Here is an 18,838-nt window from a genome sequence, read left to right on the forward strand (position 1 = left end):
CATCCTTGTCCAGTTCCAACGTAATCTTCCGGTCCTCCAGCAGCTTGCGGAGGCGGCCGAGCTGGATCTCGACGATCGAGCCCATGTCTCCCCGCGCGAGCCGCCGGAATAGGACGATCTCGTCGAGCCGGTTCAGGAACTCCGGCCGGAACCGTGTGCGCACCACGTTCATGACCTGGCCACGCACGAGGTCCACATCCTCGCCTTCCGGCTGTGCCGCCAAGATCTCGGAACCCATGTTGCTGGTCAGCACGATGAGCGTATTGCGGAAGTCCACCGTCCGCCCCTGCCCGTCCGTCAGCCGCCCGTCATCGAGTACCTGCAGCAGGATGTTGAAGACATCCTCGTGCGCCTTCTCGACCTCGTCGAAAAGGATGACCTGGTAGGGCCGCCGGCGAACTGCCTCGGTGAGTGCACCACCCTCCTCATAGCCGACATAGCCCGGGGGAGCGCCGACCAGCCGGGAAACGGCGTGCTTCTCCATGTATTCCGACATGTCGATGCGCAGCAGCGCCCGGTCGTCGTCGAAGAGAAAGCTCGCCAGCGCCTTGGTCAGCTCGGTCTTGCCGACGCCGGTCGGGCCGAGGAACAGGAAGCTGCCAATCGGCCGCCCTGGGTCCTGCAGGCCCGCACGGGCCCGCCGCACGGCCTTGGAAACGGCCTCGAGTGCCTCCTCCTGGCCGACGACCCGGCGGCGCAGCTCGTCCTCCATGCGGATCAGCTTCGCGCGTTCACCCTCCAGCATTTTCTCCACCGGCACGCCGGTCCAGCGGGAGACGACGGCCGCGATGCCCTCCTCGGTGACCGCCTCGTTCACCAGCCGGCCGCCATCATCGGCCCCCTCGGCAATCTGCTTCTCCAATTGGGGGATGACGCCGTAGGTCAGCTCGCCGGCTCGGGCGTAGTCGCCCTTGCGCTGGGCCAGCTCGACCTCGGTGCGGGCGCGATCCAGCTCCTCCTTGGCCTTCTGGGCCTCGGATAGCTTGTTCTTCTCCGCCTGCCAGCGCGCCGTCAGCGCCGAGGACTTCTCCTCCAACGACGCGATCTCGCGCTCAAGCTTCTCCAAACGGTCGCGGCTGGCCGCATCGGTCTCACGCTTCAACGCCTCCCGCTCGATACGAGACCGCAGCAGGTCGCGGTCGATCGCGTCCAGCTCCTCGGGCTTGCTGTCGACAGCCATACGCAGGCGCGACGCGGCCTCGTCGACAAGGTCGATAGCCTTGTCGGGCAGGAACCGATCGGTGATGTAGCGGTTCGACAGGGTTGCCGCGGCCACCAGGGCGCTGTCCGCGATCCGCACTCCGTGGTGCAGCTCATACTTCTCCCGGATGCCGCGCAGGATGGACACAGTGTCCTCCACGCTCGGCTCGCCGACGAAAACAGGCTGGAAGCGACGGGCGAGCGCCGCGTCCTTTTCCACGTGCTTGCGGTACTCATCCAGCGTGGTCGCGCCGATGCAGTGCAGCTCGCCGCGGGCCAGCGCAGGCTTGAGCAGGTTGGAGGCATCCATCGCGCCATCCGCCTTGCCCGCTCCGACCAGCGTGTGCATCTCGTCGATGAAGAGGATTACCTCGCCGGCGGCCGTCTCCATCTCGGTGAGCACACCCTTCAGCCGCTCCTCGAACTCGCCGCGATACTTTGCGCCGGCCACCATCGCGCCGAGATCGAGCGCGAGCACGCGCTTGGTCTTCAGCGCCTCCGGCACATCGCCATTGACGATCCGCAGCGCGAGGCCCTCGACGATGGCGGTCTTGCCCACACCGGGCTCGCCGATCAGCACAGGGTTATTCTTCGTCCGGCGCGCGAGCACCTGGATCGTGCGACGGATCTCCTCGTCGCGCCCGATAACCGGGTCCAGCTTTCCGTCACGCGCGGCCTCAGTCAGGTCCCGCGCGTACTTCTTCAGGGCGTCGAACTGCTGCTCGGCATTCGCATTGTCCACGGTGCGGCCCTTGCGCAAGTCGGCTACGGCCGCTTCCAGCTTCTGTGCGGTGGCACCTGCGCGCACCAGCAATTTGCCCGCGGGATTATCGCTCGCCGAAAGGGCAACCAGCAGTCTGTCCTGGGCAACGAAGCTGTCCCCCGCTTTGGTGGCGGCGCGCTCGGCCGCGTCCAACACGCGCACGAAATCGGGTGTCACCTGCGGTTGCCCGGCGCCGCCGCCCGAGACCCGCGGATTGCGGGACACTTCCGCATCGACGTCGCGCTTGGCCGCGGCCGGATCGCCGCCGGCAGCCCGAATCAGGCCGGAGGCCGCGCCCTCCTCATCGTCCAGCAACGCCTTGAGCAGGTGCTCGGGCGTGACCCGCTGGTGGTATTCGCGAATGGCAATGGTCTGCGCGGCCTGCAGGAATCCCCGGGCGCGCTCAGTAAGCTTCTCGATATCCATCTTCTCTGTCCCTCCACCCCGGACCGGAACAGGCCTTGGGGGATCAATGGCGACCGCCCTCCCCACCCCTCATCAGGCGGTGGGTTAAGCGTTTGAAGGGAATGTGGTATCGGGCGCGCCCCGGCTTCAAGAGGTCGGCCCAGAGGTTCGTCCAGAGCTTGGTCCAGAGGTCACCGGAGGATTTTCGATGCGTGTCGAGCGGCTCTATCGCTACCCCGTGAAAGGCCTCACGGCCGAGAGCCTCGAGGAGGTGATCCTCGCGGCCGGCGAGACCTTCCCGCATGACCGCCGCTTCGCCCTCGCACAAGGCGATGCGCCCTTCGAGGAGGATGCGCCCCGTTTCCTGCCCAAGCAGAACTTTGCCTGCATGATGAAGAACGGGAAGGTGGTGCTGGTCCGCGCCGCCTTCGACCCGCGGGCGGAAAGCCTGGCCCTGGCTGCCGAGGGGCACCCTCCCCTCTCGGCCCCAACCGGCACGGCCGAAGGCCGCACGGCCATCAGCAAATGGCTGATCCGCTTCCTCGGGGACGAAGCCCGCCACGGAACAAGACCGGATGGCACCCCCCGCCCGCCGCGCTTCACTGAAGCCGCTGGCCACGCCTTCACTGACCAGGTGAAGAAGGGCGTCTCCCTCATCAACTTGGCCAGCATCGAGGCGCTGGAAAAGGCGATCGGCCGCCGCCTGGACCCGCTGCGCTTTCGCGCGAACATCTACTTCTCCGGGCTTCCTGCCTGGGTGGAGCATGATTGGGTCGGGCAGGAGCTGTTGCTCGGCGGCGCGCGCCTGTCGGTGTTCAAGCGGACGGTCCGCTGCCCGGCGACGCAGGTTGATCTCACAACCGGCGAGCGGGACTGCGACATCCCACGGTTACTGCGCGAGCATTTCGGCCACGCTGATCTGGGCGTGCATGCCACCGTCGCGGATGGCGGTCGCGTGGCGGTAGGCGACGCGCTGGAACCGGCCTGAAACGGTCGGGCAGCAAGGAGGAGGGAGCAGGCCATGGACGAGGACGGCACGGGTTCCTTGCGTCCCGAGGATGAGAGCGGATGGACCATCGCGGCCACAGCGGCCACCGCCCTCGCGCTCTACCGGCCTCGCACCCTGAAGAATGGCTCATCCTTTCTCGTCCTCGACCATTTCGGTGACGCACAGGCGATCGGTTCCACCGCGGAAGGCCTGTTCCACGATGACACCCGCTTTCTCTCCCGTGTGTCACTGCGCGTGGCCGGGCTGCGGCCTCTGCTGCTCTCTTCGGCGGTGAGCGCGGACAATGCCGTGCTCACCGTGAACTTGACCAACCCCGACATCCCCGTCGCGCCCGACCGCGGACTGACCCGGGACACGGTGCATGTGGAGCGTCAGATCGTCCTCGGTGCTGGGCTGGTGCGGGAGCGGATTGCGCTGCGCAATTTCGGCGACCAGCCTCTCCAATCCGAGATTTCCCTTACCTTTGCCGCCGATTTTGCCGACATCTTTGAGGTGCGCGGCCAGAAGCGCCCACGGCGCGGCGAGCGGCGCACGCCCGAGGCGCGGCCGGACGGCAGCCTCGTCTTCTCCTATCGCGGGCTGGATGATGTGGAGCGGCGTACACGCCTCCGCTTCGACCCGCCACCGGAGGGCACCCCTGGCCGCGACAATCGCTGGCCGCTGGATCTTGCTCCGGGCGCGCAGCGCGTGATCGAGGTGACCATCACCTGCGAGACTGGTCTGGAGGCCGCCGAGCCCCCTGCCCCACCCGGCTTCGACGGGCTGCTCGCCGGCATCCGTGCCTGGTGCGGTGAGCGAGAGGACGAGAAGGCTCGCGTCACCTCGTCCAACCCCGCCTTCAACGACTGGTTCGCGCGCTCCGCCGCCGACCTGACGATGCTGACGACGGAAACAGGATCCGGCCCCTTCCCCTACGGTGGCATTCCCTGGTTCTCCTGCCCTTTCGGCCGTGATTCCCTCATCACGGCCATGCAGTGCCTCTGGGCGGATCCCGAACTGGCGCGCGGCGTCCTGCGCTATCACGCCCGGATGCAGGCGACCGCGATGGATCCGGCGCGCGACGCGGAGCCCGGGAAGATCCTGCATGAAAGCCGCCGGGGCGAGATGGCGGCACTCGGCGAGGTGCCCTTCGGCCGCTACTACGGCTCCGTCGACTCCACCCCGCTCTTCGTGCTGCTGGCCACCCTATACGCCGAGCGCACGGGCGACTGGGCGCTGATCCGCCAGATCTGGCCCAACATCGTCGCCGCCCTCGGCTGGATCGAGCGCCACGGCGACATCGATGGTGACCTGCTGCTTGAATACGACCGGCAGTCCTCGAACGGGCTGATCAACCAGGGCTGGAAGGACAGTTGGGACAGCGTCTTTCACGAGGACGGAACGCTTGCCGAGGCGCCCATCGCGCTTATCGAGGTGCAGGCCTATGCGGAAGCCGCCTGGCGCGGTGCCGGCCGCATGGCGCGCGCACTGGGCCATGAGGACGAGGCAGAGGTCTGGACCGACCGCGCGGACGCCCTTCGAGCCCGGGTGGAGGAGGCGTTCTGGATCGAGGAACTGTCCACCTACGCAATGGCGCTGGATGGCGAGAAGCGGCCCTGCCGCATCCGCTCGTCCAATGCCGGCCACACCCTGCTGACCGGCCTACCTAGCCCGGACCGGGCCCATCGTATTGCGCAGACGCTGATGGCGCCGGAAAGCTTCGGCGGCTGGGGCATACGAACAGTCGCCGAGGGCGAGCGGCGGTATAACCCGATGTCCTACCACAACGGCTCGGTCTGGCCGCACGACAACGGGCTCATCGCGCTCGGGATGAAGCGCTACGGGCTGAACGGGCAGCTTGAGCGGCTGCTCACGGGGATATACGACTCAGCGCTGGCCGTGGACCTGCACCGCCTCCCCGAACTGTTCTGCGGCTTTCCTCGGCGCCATGGTGAGGGACCAACAACCTATCCCGTGGCCTGCCTTCCCCATGCCTGGGCAGCGGCGGCGGTGTACTCGACCCTCGGCGCGATGCTCGGCCTTTCCTTCCGGTCCGAGGAAGGGGTTATCCGCTTCCAGCGACCGTTCCTGCCGGCATGGCTGGAGGATCTGCGGATCGAGAACCTGCAGCTCGGCACCGCTGCGGTGGACCTGCGGCTGCGGCGGCACGACAGGGATGGCGGGGTCTCAGTAAACCTGCTGCGGCGGCGAGGGGCAGTCGAGGTGGCGGTCATCACCTGACCGCCGCCTAATCCTACTGCGCCGCCTCGCGCGCCTCGCCATCCATCGAGCCGTCGTAGCTGCCGGACGAATTGCCCATCTGGGTCACCTGGGGCTCGCCCTCGGGCTCACCGAAGCCGTCCGATCCGTCATTGCCAGGGTATCGGCGGCCACCATGCTGAGGGCCGGGCTGACCACCGCCCTGCTGCTGCTGGGCCTGGTTCATGGCGTTGAGAATGCGGAAATAGTGCTCCGCATGCTGGAAGTATCCCTCCGCCATCACGCGGTCGCCCGAGCCGGTCGCGTCGCGGCCGAGCTGCAGGTACTTCTCGAAAAGCTGCTGGGCCGTGCCCCGCATCCGCATGTCCGGCCCAATCGAGTCGAACACATGGTTCCGGTTCATCGGCTGGTTGCCGCTGTGCTGCTGGGGACGCGGACCGCCGCCACCCCCTCCGCCGCCACCATGGCCACCGCCATGGCCTCCCTGCCGGAAGTTCCCGCGGCCGCGCATACGCTTCATGTTCATCTGGGTCTGGTTCGCACCTGCATGCTCGCGCCGGCTGCGTAGCTGGGACTGGCCCCGAAACCCGGAAGCCGGCGGACGAGATGATGATCCTTGTGCCTGGCGGCGCCGGAGAGATGGCCCACCCCGTCTCGGGACTGCTGGGCCGGTTGCTCCGGCGGACCCGCCGCGCATCGCGCGATGGGGGCCGCAGGAGGAACGTAGTGAGCCCGGCCGATTCCTCCAAATGGTTTTTTCCAGGTGGTCCTTACAAGGCTTCCAGTACCAGGGCTCGGGGGATGCCGCCGAGATCGGCCCGGCACCCGGCCGGGTGCAAACCGGCGGCGCGCATCAGCGCCTCCACCTCCGGCCGCTGACCCTGCCCGAGTTCCAGAACCGCACGGCCACCCGGCACCAGGAGGCGGGGCAGCTCGGCGGCCAGGATGCGATAGGCCTCCAGCCCGTCCTCACCGCCATCGAGGGCCAGGGCGGGCTCGTACAACGCGACCTCGGGCATCAAATCGGGGATGGCTGCGGACTCGATGTAGGGGGGGTTGGAAAGGATCAGGTCGAAGCGCCCGGTCAGGGCAGCGGCCCAATCCCCGGCCAGGATGGCAGCGCGGCTGGCCAACCCGTTCCGGGCGGCGTTGGCGCGTGCCAGGGCGGCAGCCTCCGGGCTGCGGTCCACCCCGACCCCGAAGGCGCCGGGGTACTCCTCCAGGCAGGCCAGGAGCAGTGCGCCGGTGCCCGTGCCGAGGTCCAGCACGCGCGAGACGGCGCCACGGCCCGGCAGAGCGTCCAGCGCGGCTTCGACCAGCGTCTCTGTGTCGGCGCGCGGGATCAGGGTTGCGGGGGTGCTGAGGAGGTCGAGCGTCCAGAAACCGGTATGGCCCAGCAAATGGGCGATGGGCATGTGGCGCGAGCGAGCACCGAGCGTCGAGCGGAACCGCACCTGGGCTTCTTGCGGAACTGGGGCGCGGGGGTCGCGCAGCAGGTCCTCCTGCCGGCAGCCGAGGGCGTGGGCGAGGAGCATTCGCGCCTCCTGGCGGGGCGCCTCGATCCCGGCGGCGCGAAGCACCTGCCCGGCCTGGCAGAGAAAAGCGCCGACCGACTCGCCCGGCTCGCAGCCGTTCACTCGTTCTCGGCGGCGAGCCGCGCCGCCTGGTCCTCGGCCATGAGGGCGGAGATGATCTCCTCGAACTCCCCCATCATCACCCGGTCCACCTTATGAAGGGTGAGCCCGATGCGATGGTCGGTCACGCGCCCCTGCGGAAAGTTGTAGGTGCGGATGCGCTCGCTGCGGTCGCCCGTGCCGACCTGGCCTTTGCGGTCTGCTGCTCGGGCACCGGCCAGCGCTTGACGCTGCGTCTCGTAGATGCGTGCGCGCAGCACCTTCATCGCCTTCGCGCGGTTCTTGTGCTGGGACCGCTCCTCCTGCATCGCCACCACGGTATTGGTCGGGATATGGGTGATGCGGACGGCGCTGTCCGTCTTGTTCACATGCTGCCCGCCGGCACCCGAAGCGCGATAGGTATCGATGCGCAGGTCGCTGTCGTTGATCTGGACATCCACTTCCTCCGCCTCAGCCATCACCGCGACCGTGACGGTGGAGGTGTGGATGCGCCCCTGGGTCTCGGTCGCCGGCACGCGCTGCACACGGTGCACGCCGCTCTCGAATTTCAGCTTGGCGAAGACGCCGCGGCCAGAGATGTTGGCGCTCGCGCCCTTGATGCCGCCCGCCTCGGCCTCATCCCATTCAAGCGCCTCGAAGCGCCAGCCCTGGGATTCAGCGTATTTCTGGTAGGCACGGAACAGCTCGGCCGCGAACAGCCCGGCCTCGTCGCCCCCGGCCGCAGGGCGCACTTCCAGAATCGCGGAACGCTCATCCGCCGCATCCTTCGGCAGCAGCATGATCCGGATCTCGTGTTCGAGCGCAGGGACGAGATCCCGCTTCTCGAAATATTCGGCTTCGGCCAGCTCGCGCATCTCGGGATCGGCCATCATTGTCTCCGCGTCGTCGCGCGCGCGCTCGGCCTCGCGCAGCGCGTTCATCTTCTCGACGACGGGCTCGAGCTCTGACAGCTCCTTCGACAGCACGCCGAAGCGGCTGCCATCGGCGGTGCCAAGCTCGTGCCGCAGCTCCTCGGCACGGGAGAGCAGGCGGTCCAGCTTCGCGGGAAGCGCCATCAGGCGAGCCTTGCGGCGAGTTCCGCCAGCGGTACGCGATCCTGCGTGCCGGCATCGAGGTCGCGCAGCTGCGCCACGCCCTCCGCCATTTCGTCATCGCCGATGATGACGGCGGCACGCGCGCCCAGTCGGTTCGCGCGCTCCATCCGGCGCTTCAGATTGCCCTTGTAGCCGATTTCGGCGGCCACCCCGGCCCGGCGCAACGCCTGTACGGCATCCAGCGCCGCGGCCTCGGCGGCCTCGCCAACCGGGATCACCGCGACAGGGCGGGGTGCGGCGGGTGCGGTCTCCAGCAGCATGGAGAGCCGCTCCACCCCCGCCGCCCAACCGACGGAGGGTGTTGCCGGACCGCCCATCTCCTCCACGAGCCCGTCATAGCGGCCACCCGCCATCACGGTGCCTTGGGCGCCAAGCCGGTCGGTGACGAACTCGAAGGCGGTGTGGCTGTAGTAGTCCAGGCCTCGCACGATCCGTGGGTTCTCGCGATAGGGCACGCCGAAGCGATCCAAGGCGCGCTTCACCCCGGCATAGAAGGCGGCGGCGGCCTCGGTGAGATGCGTATGGATGGTCGGCGCATCTTCCACGAGCGCCCTATCGCCGGGATCCTTGCTGTCGACGATGCGAAGCGGGTTCTTCTCCAGCCGCGACCGACTCTCCTCCGAAAGCTTGTCGGCGGAGGCGCGGAAATGGGCGACGAGCGCGGCGCGGTAGGCGTCGCGGCTTGCGGAATCGCCCAGCGTGTTGATCTCGAGCACGGCGCCCTGGTCGATCCCCAACGCCTGCTGGATGTGCCAGCCGCAGGCGATCACCTCGGCATCGGCCAGCGGCTCGGCCGCGCCCATCACCTCGGCGCCGATCTGATGAAATTGGCGGTAGCGGCCTTTCTGCGGTCGCTCGTAGCGAAACATGGGGCCGGCATAGAACACCTTGCGCGGCAGGTTGGTCTGGGTGAGCCCGTTGGTTACCAGCGCCCGGCAGGCACCGGCCGTGCCCTCCGGCCGCAGCGTCACGCTCTCTCCGCCACGGTCCTCGAAGGTGTACATCTCCTTCGAGACGACGTCGGAGGTCTCGCCCAGGCTGCGGGAGAAAACGCGGGTATCTTCAAAGATCGGGGTCGCCCACTCCTCAAACCCATAGAGAGCAGAGATGCGCCGCGCGGTATCGATTACGTGGTGGTGGCGCCGGAACTCCTCGCCGATCAGGTCATGCGTGCCGCGCGCGGGCTGGAGGTCTTGTTTCGCCATGGTCGCGGCGGATTAGCACCTGATCGTAGGGATGTCCCTACCTCTTCCGGCGCTCTCCTTGCGCGCCGCCGGGGCCAGCACCTAGCCTGACCGGATGCTGGCTTACCGCTCCCTCTTCCCCCTCGGGCTCCTCGTCGCGGCGGGGAACGCCTACTGGATCGGACATATCTTTACGATGACGGCGAGCTACGGCGGAGACAGGACCGAGGGCTGGGTGCTGCTGGCCATCCTGGCTGCCACGCTCGCCATCCTGTTCAAGGCCCGGCGCTTGGCCCAGGCGGGCCGGCCCGGCCGCGGCGCCCTGCTGCTGCTGATCCCCGTGCTGCCCGGACTGGCCACCGGCACGATCACCGCCTGGCTTCTGCTAGTGGGCTTCGGGCCGCACCACTAGCGCGGCCTCAGCCCTCCCGGAGCACCCTCACCGCCCGCTGCAGGTGCTCCTTGGCTTCCTGGAACACCTCGGCATCCCGCTCATCCATCGGCCCGTGCCCTTCCTCGAACTCCTCAAGGAGGTCGAGAATGGCCTGCTCCATGGCGGCGAGGACGGGGTGGGGATCCTGCTCGGCGGAAGGCATCACTCGGCCGCCTGGATCGCGAGCGGGATGTCGCCAACGGCCGCGGCGGCCTTCTCAGCATCCTTCTGCGCCTTCAGCAGGGAGGCGCGCTGCTCCACCAGGTCCACGATATGGTCCACCATCTCCTCGCTCCGGGTGGTGTGGCTCGTCTTGCCGGCCGAGTAGACCATGTGGGTCCCTGCCCCGCCGCCGGTGAGCCCGATATCGGTCATCAGTGCCTCGCCCGGCCCGTTCACCACGCAGCCGATGATCGAGAGCGTGATGGGCTGCTCGATATGCGCCAGCCGGTTCTCCAGCGCCTCAACCGTCTTAATGACGTTGAAGCCCTGCCGCGCGCATGAAGGGCAGGAGATGATCTTCACGCCGCGATGGCGGATGCCAAGGGACTTCAGGATGTCCCAACCCACCAGCACCTCCTCCTCCGGCTCCGCCGAGAGGGAAACGCGCAGCGTATCGCCGACCCCGGCCCAGAGCAGGTTCCCAAGGCCGATGGAGGACTTCACCGTGCCCGTCCGCCGCCCGCCCGCCTCGGTAATGCCGATATGCAAGGGGTGGTCGCAGGCCTCAGCCAGCTGCTGATAGGCGGCAACGGCCAGGAACACGTCGCTGGCCTTCACGCTGATCTTGAACTCGTGAAAGTCGTTCTGAAGCAGGTGGTCAGCGTGCCACAGCGCGCTCTCCACCAGCGCCTCCGGGTTGGGCTCCCCGTACTTCTCCAGCAGGTGCTTCTCCAGGCTGCCGGCATTAACGCCAATGCGGATGGAGCAGCCATAGTCGCGGGCGGCCTTGAGGACCTCCTTCACCCGCTCCGGAGAGCCAATATTGCCCGGATTGATCCGCAGGCAGGCCGCGCCGGCCTTCGCGGCCTCGATCGCGCGGCGGTAGTGGAAGTGGATGTCGGCCACGATCGGGACATTCACCTCCCGCACGATCTCGGCGAGCGCCGCGGTCGCCTCCTCGGTCGGGCAGGAAACGCGGACGATGTCCACGCCCGCCAGCTCGGAGCGCCGGATCTGGGCGATGGTCGCCTCGGCGTCCTCGGTGGGCGTGTTCGTCATGGTCTGGACGGTGATGGGCGCATCGCCCCCCACCGGCACTTTGCCGACCATGATCTGGCGCGACTTCCGACGCTCGATATGCTGGTACGGACGATAGGACGACATGCGCGGGCTTCCCCGAAACCGTCCCCAGGATATGGCAGGCGCGGTGGCGCCGTCCAAGGGGAGGATGATTACCGGCCCGTGACGGGGGCCGTATTGGTTGCCGGCCCACCCGCGGCGGGGCGAGGCTGGCGGAGTTGGTCAGGGTTCAGCGCGACGTCACGCACCACGCCGGTACGGCCGGAGAGCGCACCGGTCGGCTGGCCATCCACCACAACTTCGAGACCCTGCGCCCGTCCCGTGGTCATCACCAGCCCTTCCCGCGGGACGGCAAAGCTCTCACCCGGCCGGAGCACGCGGTTCAGCACGGTCTGGCCGGATCGGGGGTCGCGAACCTGTACCCAGGCGCCCTCGCCGGTGCCCGGCCCATCCACCGCACGCAAGGTGATCCGGTTGGGAGGCTCGGCCGGCGATGCCGGAGTCGTCGGCGGCGAACCCGGCAAGGCGGGCGTAACCGCAGCCGGAATCGGTGGGCTGCCAGGCTGGACCACTGGGGCGCCAGACGGGGGAGCGCCAAGCGGGCGAGCGCCGGGCAGAGCCGGCAATTGCGGCGCAGGGGGACTGGCCGGGGCCGTGGCCTGCTGATTGCCCGCAGGCCCGCCTGGCGGCGGCGGTGTCGTGCCGGGCCGGCCAGCACCGGCACCAGGAGTCGCCTGGCCGAGGGTGGGGGGCAGCACCGGCGCCGTGTCGTTGGCGGGCATGGATGGCCGCGCATCCCGCGCCGCCTGCTCAATTCGCGCAGGCGGCGGCGGCACCTGGTCCACCGTCCGCTCTGCCGAGCCGCTCCAACGCCACCAGGCCGCATAGGCTCCGACCATGATGACGACGCCGAGCAGGATCACCACCCCGGCCGGAATGCCCCGCTCGGGCACCGGCTCGGGGAAGACAAGGTCGGTGCGGCCGGTACGAGCCGGGCCATTCTCGCGGTAGCGGCGGGCCAGATCGTCCGCATCGAGCCCGAGAGCGCGCGCATAGGTGCGGACGAAGCCGAGCGCATAGGCCGGCCCCGGCAGGTCGCGACTACGGCCCTCCTCGAGCGCGGCGAGGTAGCGGCGGTTGATGCGAAGGTTGTCGGCCACCTCCTCAAGGGTGGCGCCGAGCGCCAGGCGGGCGTCGCGCAGCTCCTCGCCAACGCGGGCCGCCTCCGCCGTCGTCATGTCGGGCTTAACCATCGGCAGGTGAGGACTTCTTGGGGGTGGTTGGCAACACCTAACGCGGCCGGGCGGGGTGCGAAAGCCCTGCGCCTGCGATCAGCCGTTCAGGTCGCGCGGGCGGTGAGGACGGCGGCGGCCTGGTCCATCAGCTCGGCCAGGATCGCGGCCGCGGGGGCTTCCCTCGTGACCATGCCGACGCTCTGCCCGGCCATCAGGGACCCGTTCTCCACATCTCCATCGATCACGGCACGGCGCAGCGCACCGGCCCAGTAATGCTCGATGTCGAGCTGTGCGGCGGTCTTGTCGAGCTCGCCCGACTGGTGGCGCCGGATGACCGTGGCTTGGTGCTCCAGGAACCGCTTGGTGCCCTCGTTCTGCAGGGCACGGACGGGGATCACGGGGAAGCGGTCGTCGAGCTGGATCGTCGGAAGCGCATCCCGGGCGGCGCCCCGGATGAAAGCCTGCTTGAAGCGCGCATGGGCGATGCTCTCGCTCGCGCAGACGAAGCGCGTGCCAATCTGCGCCCCGGCCGCGCCCATCTCGAGGTAGGAAAGCAGCGCCTCACCCCGGCCTATGCCGCCAGCGACGAAAATCGGCACCTCGGAGGCCATGGTCGGCAGTATTTCCTGCGCCAGCACGTTCAGCGAGACCGGCCCGATATGCCCGCCCGCCTCCGAGCCCTCGATCACCAGGGCATCCGCACCGGACCGCACGAGCTTCTTGGCGAGCGCCAGGGCCGGAGCAAAGCACACCACCTTGGCGCCGCCTTCCTTGGCCTTGCGGATGGCCGGCGTCGGCGGAATACCGCCAGCAAAGACGATATGTCCGACCTTCGCGTCGAGGCAGACCTGCACGAGATCATCCAGGCGCGGATGCATGGTGATGAGGTTCACGCCGAACGGCCGGCTGGTCAGCGCCTGGGTGGCCGCGATCTCCTCGGCCAGCCGCGGCGGCTCCATCGCACCGCAGGCGATCACCCCGAAGGCGCCGGAATTGGACAGCGCCGCAACGAGGTTGCGCTCGCTGATCCAGGACATCGCGCCGCCCATGATGGCGACTTCGCTGCCCAGGAAGGCGGCGCCGCGCGCCATCAGCCGGGCAAGGCGCGCCCGGGCGGCTGCATCCGCAGGGCCAGCCCCGGGCTGCTCCACCGAATTGCTCTCGAGCGCATCCGCGGCCCGCACGAAGGGCGTGTCGCCCTGCGCGCCGGGGATCGCGGGCAGATCGGAGGAGACGAGGTCCGCAGCCATCAAACCGGTTCCTTCACGCCGGCCCGTCAAGGCCGTAGGCGGTGTGCAGCGCGCGCACGGCCAGTTCCGTGTACTCGGCGCCGACCAGCACGCTTGTCTTGATCTCGCTGGTGGAGATGACCTGGATGTTGATTCCCTTCTCCGCCAGCGTCTTGAACATGGTTGCGGCGACACCCGCATGGCTGCGCATGCCGATGCCGACGACGGAGATCTTCGTCACCTCGGTATCGGCAATCACGTCGCCATAGCCGATCGTGCCGCGGGCCGCTTCCAGCACCTCGCGCGCGCGCGGGAGGTCCGTCTTGCCCAGGGTAAAGGTCATGTCCGTGGTGCCGTCCGTGCCGAGATTCTGCACGATCATGTCCACATTCACATTCGCATCGGCCAGCGGCCCGAACACGGTCGCGGCAATGCCGGGCTTATCCGGCACCCGGCGCAGCGTGACCTTCGCCTCGTCGCGGGAATACGCGACGCCCGTCACCATGGGCTGTTCCACGATCTCGTCCTCGTCCACCACCAGGGAACCGGGCTTGTCCTCGAAGGAGGACAGGACCTGCACCCGAACCTTCTGCTTCATCGCGAGCTCAACTGACCGGGTCTGCAGCACCTTCGCGCCGACCGAGGCCAATTCCAGCATCTCCTCATACGCCACCGCGGCCAGCTTGCGCGCGCGGGGCACGATGCGAGGGTCGGTCGTGTAGATGCCGTCGACATCCGTGTAGATGTCGCAGCGATCGGCGCGGACGGCTGCCGCTACGGCCACCGCCGACAGGTCCGAGCCGCCGCGGCCAAGCGTCGTAATTCGCTCGCGCGGACCGATGCCCTGGAAGCCGGCGATCACGGGCACCTGGCCCTGCGCCATGCGCTCGATTAGCAGGGCGCCCTCGATCTCCTCGACCCGCGCCTTGCCATGGGCCCCATCCGTACGGATCGGCACCTGCCAGCCCTGCCAGGATCGAGCATCGACGCCGACCGTCTGCAGGGCGATGGCCAGCAGCCCCGTCGTCACCTGCTCGCCGGTGGCGACCACCGTGTCGTACTCCCGCGCGTCGTGCAGCGGGGACAGCTCGGTGCACCATTTCACGAGCTGATTGGTCACGCCGGACATGGCGGAGACCACCACCGCCACCTCATGCCCGGCCTCCACCTCCCGCTTCACGCGGGTAGCGACGTTGCGGATACGATCCAGATCGGCGACGGAGGTGCCGCCGAACTTCATCACGATACGGGCCATAGGAGAGGTCGTGCGCTGCCGAAAGGGAGGCGCGCGGGTTGCGTCCCGGCGCGGGGCGGCACAGATACCGGCCCGGGCCCCCCGGGGCAACCGGGGAGGGTTCCGATGGCAGGCGGCACGGTGCTGGCGAACGAGGTCGCCAAGTTCGACGCATTGGCCGCCGAATGGTGGAACCCGCGCGGGCCAATGGCGCCGCTTCACGCCATGAACCCGCTGCGCACCGGCTGGATCGCCGATCGCCTGGCCCGGCAATCTGACCGCAGCGGCACGGCGCTGGACGGGCTGACCCTGCTCGATGTCGGCTGCGGCGCCGGACTGGCGGCTGAGGCCTTCGCGTGCCGCGGCGCCCGGGTGACCGGCCTGGACATGGCCGCGGAGGCGCTTGAAGCCGCCCGCTTCCACGCCGCCGGCCAGGGCCTCTCCATCGAATACCGCCAGGGCCGCCCCGAGGACCTCACCGGCCAGTTCGACGCGGTGACGGCTCTGGAGGTGATCGAGCACGTCGCCGACCGGGACGCCTTCCTGGCCTCCCTCGCCCGCTCGGCACGGCCGGGCGGCATGGTCTTCCTCTCCACCCTTAATCGCACGGCCCGCAGCTTCCTTTTCGCCAAGCTGGGCGCGGAATACCTGCTGAGAATGCTGCCGGTGGGTACGCATGACTGGAAGATGTTCGTCACCCCCGCCGAACTCGGCGCCGGGCTACGACGCGCCGGGCTGCGGGTAGTGGACGTGGCCGGCATGGTGCCGGAGCCGCTGACCGGCGGCTGGCGGGAAAGCCGCGACACGGCAGTAAACTACATCATGGCTGCGGTCAGGGACTAACCCGCACCAGACAGCAATCCCTAGCCGTCCGCGCGCGGCACCCAGGGGATGCGGCCGATCTCGATCCCCTCGTCGGCCAGGGACTCCGCCTCGTCCGCGGTCGCCTCGCCATAGATGCCGCGGCGCTCGCTCTCGCCACGATGCATCCGCCGAGCCTCCTCGGCGAAGTCGCGACCGACATGGTCGCAGCTCTTCTCCACCTCGGCGCGCATGCGTTGCAGGAGCGCGAAGAGTTGGGCGGGCACAGGGCCAGCGGTCGTCGCCTCGGGGGCCAATGCGGGCGGAGTCTCGGGCGGGGCTGAGGGTACGGGCGCCGGCTCGGCACGAGATTCGGTAGGGACCTGGGCGCGGGGCTTGGCGATCGCCGGGGCCATCAGGTCGCGGCGAACGCCGGTGTCCCCGCATACCGGGCAGTCGACGAGGCCGGAGGCGGCCAGCTTCTCGAAGCCGGCGCTGTCCCTGAACCAGCCGTCGAAGCCGTGCTCCTGGCTGCAGCGAAGTTGGTAGTGGATCATCAGTGGTCTTGAAGGGTTCCGGACGGATCGGGGCCGCGTTCTGGCACCTCCATCAACGAGGTGCCAGAAAATAGGTCAGGCGGCCAGTAGCGCGTCCAGCTTGCCGGCCCGGTCCAGCGCGGAAAGGTCGTCGGACCCGCCGATCGCCTGCCCGCCGATGAAGATCTGCGGCACCGTCGTGCGGCCGCCTGACCGCTCGATCGCGGCCTTGCGGGAGGGAGAGCCGGTCGGCGCGTCAATCTCCTCGAAGGCCGCTCCCTTGCGCGTCAGCAACGCCTTGGCGCGCTCGCAATATGGGCAATAAGGGATGGTATAGATCTCGATCTGGGCCATCCCCGTCATTTCGGTAACCCGGCGGCTCGCTTCAAGGCGCCGGCCCCGGTCAGCCCGCCAGACGCGGGTTGGGGACGCGCGCGACTGCCAGGACTTCCACCCGCACTGCACCGGCCGCGAGCAAAGCCTCGGCGCAGGCGCCTGCGGTAGCGCCGCTTGTCAGCACGTCGTCCACCAGCAGCACGCGCCGGCCCGCAATCCGCCGACGCGCTCCTGGCGCGACCGCGATCGCGCCCTCCAGCACCGCCCGTCGCGCCGCCGCCCCAAGTTCCCCAAGCGGCGGCGTCCGCTGTGTCCGCCGGAGCGCATCTGGCAACACCGCGCGCCCCACTAACCGCCCCAACCGTGCTGCCAGCAGTGCCGCCTGATTGTAGCGCCGGAGGAACAGGCGCCGGCGGTGCAGCGGCACAGGGACGATGAGCTCTGCCGCCTCCAGCAGCGCCGCCCCGGCCTGTGCCATGTGGCGGGCCAGAGGCCCGGCCAGCTCCGTCCGGTCGCCATGCTTAAGCGGCAGAACCAGCCGCCGGGCGGCCTCATTGTAGGAAAAGACAGCCCTGGCACGAGAAAAGGAGGGCGGCGCGGCGACGCAGGAGGGGCACAGCCCGACCTCCCCTTCCCCATCATGCGCGAAAGGCACGCCGCAGATGCGACAATAGGGTTCCACGATCAGGTGCAGGCCGCTGAAGCAGTCCGGGCACAAGGCGCCCTGCTCCATAACCCGGTTGTCGCAGGCAAGGCAGTGCGGCGGCAGCAATGTATCCAGCACGCCCCGCGCGCCGGTCCGCACAAGCCGCCCCGCCCCTTCCACAGCCGCCGCTGCGCGCATCCCCGCTCCTTTGCCGTCAAGCAATTCTAGGCTGGCGCGGTACTCAGGCGGAAGCCGCCGGTGCCTCTGGCACAAGCGCCCGTGCCGCGGCATATCAAGGTACATGAGCGGATCGCCCCATCTTATCTTCGATCGCGGCCTGCTGCGCCGGCGCCGTGATCGCGCCGCGGCTACCCAGCACCGCGTTGCACCAGTGCTGGAGGCAGCGGCTGAACGGCTCGTCGACCGGCTGGACGACACCACCCGGCGCTTCGGCCGGGCGCTGGAGATCGGCGGCCGCGGACTCATCGCGCCCGCGCTCGCAGCGCGAGGGATCCCCTTCGTCGTTTCTATGGATCTCTCACCGCGCCAAGTGGCGGGTTGCGGCGGGCTGGCGGTCGCGGGCGACGAGGAATGGCTGCCCTTCGCCCCGGCCAGCTTCGATCTGGTCGTGGCCAATCTCTCGCTGCACTGGGTGAACGACCTGCCGGGCGCCCTCGCCCAGATCCGACGGGCCATGACGCCGGACGGCTTGTTCCTGGCCACCATGCCGGCCCTGGGCACACTCCAACCCCTTCGCGAGGCGCTGACAGCCGCTGATGCCGCCCTACGGGACGGTGCGGCCCCGCGGGTCTCGCCGTTTCCGGAATTGCGGGACGGCGCGGCCCTGCTGCAGCGCGCGGGTTTCGCGCTTCCGGTCGCCGATCTCGAGGAGATATCGCTCGCTTATCGCAACCCACTCCTCCTGCTGCGCGACCTCCAGGCTGCGGGAGAGAGCAACGCTGTCCTGACGCGGGACGACCGCATCCCGCCACGCGGGTTGTTCCCCATGGCCCTGTCCGCCCTTCCGGGCGGGCCGGAGGGCGTGCCGGCAACCCTGCGCCTTCTTACCCTGACGGGCTGGAGCCCGGGGCCGGACCAGCCCCGCCCTGCACGCCCTGGCAGCGCCGATACGAGACTGGCCGATGCACTCGGGGTTATCGAGCAGCGGGCCGGTGAGACGCCGGGCCGCCACTGAAGCAGGCGCCTAGGCGCCGTAGCGCAGAACCATCCGGTTCTGATCGGCGCTGACGAGATGAGTCTGCACCTCGGCCGCGGCGCCGGGCTGGGCCGCGATCCAGCCAGCATGCAGCCCTTCGAGGACGGGCGCGATCCAGCCGCCCGCCTCGTCTTTCGCCGTCGGGATCACCGGCGGCGCGGCATGGGTCAGGACCAGCGCGGGACCGTCCGAATCCAGCGCGATGGAGACGGATCCCCAGCGCGGGCCGGCCAAGCGCTCGTTGATCCGTGCCTCGAACCCGGCCAGCGTGTCCTCGGGCGGGATCGGCGAGAGGGCAGCGATCTGCGCACCGATCGCGCGCAGCAACACGGCCTGCTCGTCCGCAGGCATATGGGCGTCCAACGTGTCCAGCAGGGCCCGCAGAAAGCCCTCCCAGTCCGGGCCATCGCCGGAACGGGCATCAATGGAGGTCATCGGGCTC

Annotated in this window: 19 protein-coding genes (1 of these 19 only partly in view); 5 read left to right on the plus strand and 14 right to left on the minus strand. The window is 69.0% G+C overall.

Features of this window, described 5'->3' with window-relative positions:
- Positions 1-2,389, minus strand: the 5' portion of a protein-coding gene (gene clpB / locus ACVBD7_RS07840; protein WP_458096922.1) for an ATP-dependent chaperone ClpB. 203 nt of this gene lie to the left of the window's left edge; only the first 2,389 of its 2,592 coding nucleotides appear in the window; the start codon lies at positions 2,387-2,389; its stop codon lies off the left edge, out of view.
- Between the two features lie 187 nt (positions 2,390-2,576).
- Here clpB and ACVBD7_RS07845 point away from each other — a divergent pair, with 187 nt between their 5' ends.
- The gene (locus ACVBD7_RS07845) at positions 2,577-3,356 is read left to right on the plus strand and encodes an MOSC domain-containing protein (RefSeq protein WP_458096923.1); all 780 of its coding nucleotides are present in this window, start codon (positions 2,577-2,579) and stop codon (positions 3,354-3,356) included.
- Positions 3,357-3,389: 33 nt separating this feature from the next.
- Complete coding sequence (locus ACVBD7_RS07850) at positions 3,390-5,597, plus strand: amylo-alpha-1,6-glucosidase (protein WP_458096924.1); 2,208 nt, start codon at positions 3,390-3,392, stop codon at positions 5,595-5,597.
- 13 nt (positions 5,598-5,610) lie between these two features.
- On the opposite strand, the gene ACVBD7_RS07855 is transcribed toward ACVBD7_RS07850, so the two are convergent.
- From ACVBD7_RS07855 to hisS, 4 genes are all read right to left on the minus strand, one after another.
- Complete coding sequence (locus ACVBD7_RS07855; protein WP_458096925.1) at positions 5,611-6,102, minus strand: DUF4167 domain-containing protein; 492 nt, start codon at positions 6,100-6,102, stop codon at positions 5,611-5,613.
- 244 nt (positions 6,103-6,346) lie between these two features.
- Entirely contained in the window at positions 6,347-7,213 is an 867-nt protein-coding gene (gene prmC / locus ACVBD7_RS07860) for a peptide chain release factor N(5)-glutamine methyltransferase (RefSeq protein WP_458096926.1), read from the minus strand.
- Positions 7,210-8,265 carry a peptide chain release factor 1 gene (prfA, locus tag ACVBD7_RS07865; protein WP_458096927.1) on the minus strand — a complete coding sequence of 352 codons (1,056 nt, stop codon included), beginning with the start codon at positions 8,263-8,265 and terminating at the stop codon, positions 7,210-7,212. Before prfA ends, prmC begins: the two co-directional genes overlap by 4 nt.
- A complete protein-coding gene (hisS, locus tag ACVBD7_RS07870; RefSeq protein ID WP_458096928.1) occupies positions 8,265-9,509 on the minus strand; it encodes a histidine--tRNA ligase in 1,245 nt (414 codons plus the stop codon). Before hisS ends, prfA begins: the two co-directional genes overlap by 1 nt.
- Before the next feature lie 94 nt (positions 9,510-9,603).
- On the opposite strand from hisS, the gene ACVBD7_RS07875 reads away from it, so the two are divergent.
- Complete coding sequence (locus ACVBD7_RS07875; RefSeq protein WP_458096929.1) at positions 9,604-9,900, plus strand: hypothetical protein; 297 nt, start codon at positions 9,604-9,606, stop codon at positions 9,898-9,900.
- Between the two features lie 7 nt (positions 9,901-9,907).
- Here the strand turns inward: ACVBD7_RS07875 and ACVBD7_RS07880 are convergent, their stop codons facing one another.
- The 5 genes from ACVBD7_RS07880 to ACVBD7_RS07900 form a co-directional block, all read right to left on the minus strand.
- Entirely contained in the window at positions 9,908-10,084 is a 177-nt protein-coding gene (locus ACVBD7_RS07880; RefSeq protein ID WP_458096930.1) for a hypothetical protein, read from the minus strand.
- Positions 10,084-11,247: a flavodoxin-dependent (E)-4-hydroxy-3-methylbut-2-enyl-diphosphate synthase gene (gene ispG / locus ACVBD7_RS07885; RefSeq protein ID WP_458096931.1), complete on the minus strand. Its 1,164-nt coding sequence runs from the start codon at positions 11,245-11,247 to the stop codon at positions 10,084-10,086. The genes ACVBD7_RS07880 and ispG overlap by 1 nt, the downstream gene beginning before the upstream one ends.
- A 68-nt stretch (positions 11,248-11,315) precedes the next feature.
- Positions 11,316-12,416 carry a helix-turn-helix domain-containing protein gene (locus tag ACVBD7_RS07890; RefSeq protein ID WP_458096932.1) on the minus strand — a complete coding sequence of 367 codons (1,101 nt, stop codon included), beginning with the start codon at positions 12,414-12,416 and terminating at the stop codon, positions 11,316-11,318.
- Positions 12,417-12,502: 86 nt separating this feature from the next.
- Positions 12,503-13,489, minus strand: a complete 987-nt coding sequence (locus tag ACVBD7_RS07895) for an NAD(P)H-dependent flavin oxidoreductase (RefSeq protein WP_458097663.1) — start codon at positions 13,487-13,489, stop codon at positions 12,503-12,505.
- A gap of 172 nt (positions 13,490-13,661) precedes the next feature.
- Complete coding sequence (locus ACVBD7_RS07900; RefSeq protein ID WP_458096933.1) at positions 13,662-14,882, minus strand: aspartate kinase; 1,221 nt, start codon at positions 14,880-14,882, stop codon at positions 13,662-13,664.
- Positions 14,883-14,987: 105 nt separating this feature from the next.
- On the opposite strand from ACVBD7_RS07900, the gene ubiG reads away from it, so the two are divergent.
- Positions 14,988-15,704: a bifunctional 2-polyprenyl-6-hydroxyphenol methylase/3-demethylubiquinol 3-O-methyltransferase UbiG gene (gene ubiG, locus ACVBD7_RS07905; protein ID WP_458096934.1), complete on the plus strand. Its 717-nt coding sequence runs from the start codon at positions 14,988-14,990 to the stop codon at positions 15,702-15,704.
- A 20-nt stretch (positions 15,705-15,724) separates the two neighbouring features.
- Here the strand turns inward: ubiG and ACVBD7_RS07910 are convergent, their stop codons facing one another.
- From ACVBD7_RS07910 to ACVBD7_RS07920, 3 genes are all read right to left on the minus strand, one after another.
- The gene (locus tag ACVBD7_RS07910; protein ID WP_458096935.1) at positions 15,725-16,219 is read right to left on the minus strand and encodes a DUF1178 family protein; all 495 of its coding nucleotides are present in this window, start codon (positions 16,217-16,219) and stop codon (positions 15,725-15,727) included.
- Positions 16,220-16,294: 75 nt separating this feature from the next.
- Positions 16,295-16,552 (minus strand): glutaredoxin 3, encoded by a 258-nt coding sequence (grxC, locus tag ACVBD7_RS07915; RefSeq protein ID WP_458097664.1) that lies wholly within the window; start codon positions 16,550-16,552, stop codon positions 16,295-16,297.
- 49 nt (positions 16,553-16,601) lie between these two features.
- The gene (locus tag ACVBD7_RS07920) at positions 16,602-17,378 is read right to left on the minus strand and encodes a ComF family protein (RefSeq protein ID WP_458096936.1); all 777 of its coding nucleotides are present in this window, start codon (positions 17,376-17,378) and stop codon (positions 16,602-16,604) included.
- Positions 17,379-17,481: 103 nt separating this feature from the next.
- Here ACVBD7_RS07920 and ACVBD7_RS07925 point away from each other — a divergent pair, with 103 nt between their 5' ends.
- Positions 17,482-18,375, plus strand: coding sequence for a methyltransferase domain-containing protein (locus tag ACVBD7_RS07925; RefSeq protein WP_458096937.1), 894 nt, complete (start codon positions 17,482-17,484; stop codon positions 18,373-18,375).
- 9 nt (positions 18,376-18,384) lie between these two features.
- On the opposite strand, the gene bcsD is transcribed toward ACVBD7_RS07925, so the two are convergent.
- Positions 18,385-18,831 carry a cellulose biosynthesis protein BcsD gene (gene bcsD, locus ACVBD7_RS07930; protein WP_458096938.1) on the minus strand — a complete coding sequence of 149 codons (447 nt, stop codon included), beginning with the start codon at positions 18,829-18,831 and terminating at the stop codon, positions 18,385-18,387.
- Between the last annotated feature and the right edge of the window lie 7 nt (positions 18,832-18,838).

The organism is Roseomonas sp. WA12, assembly GCF_054165765.1.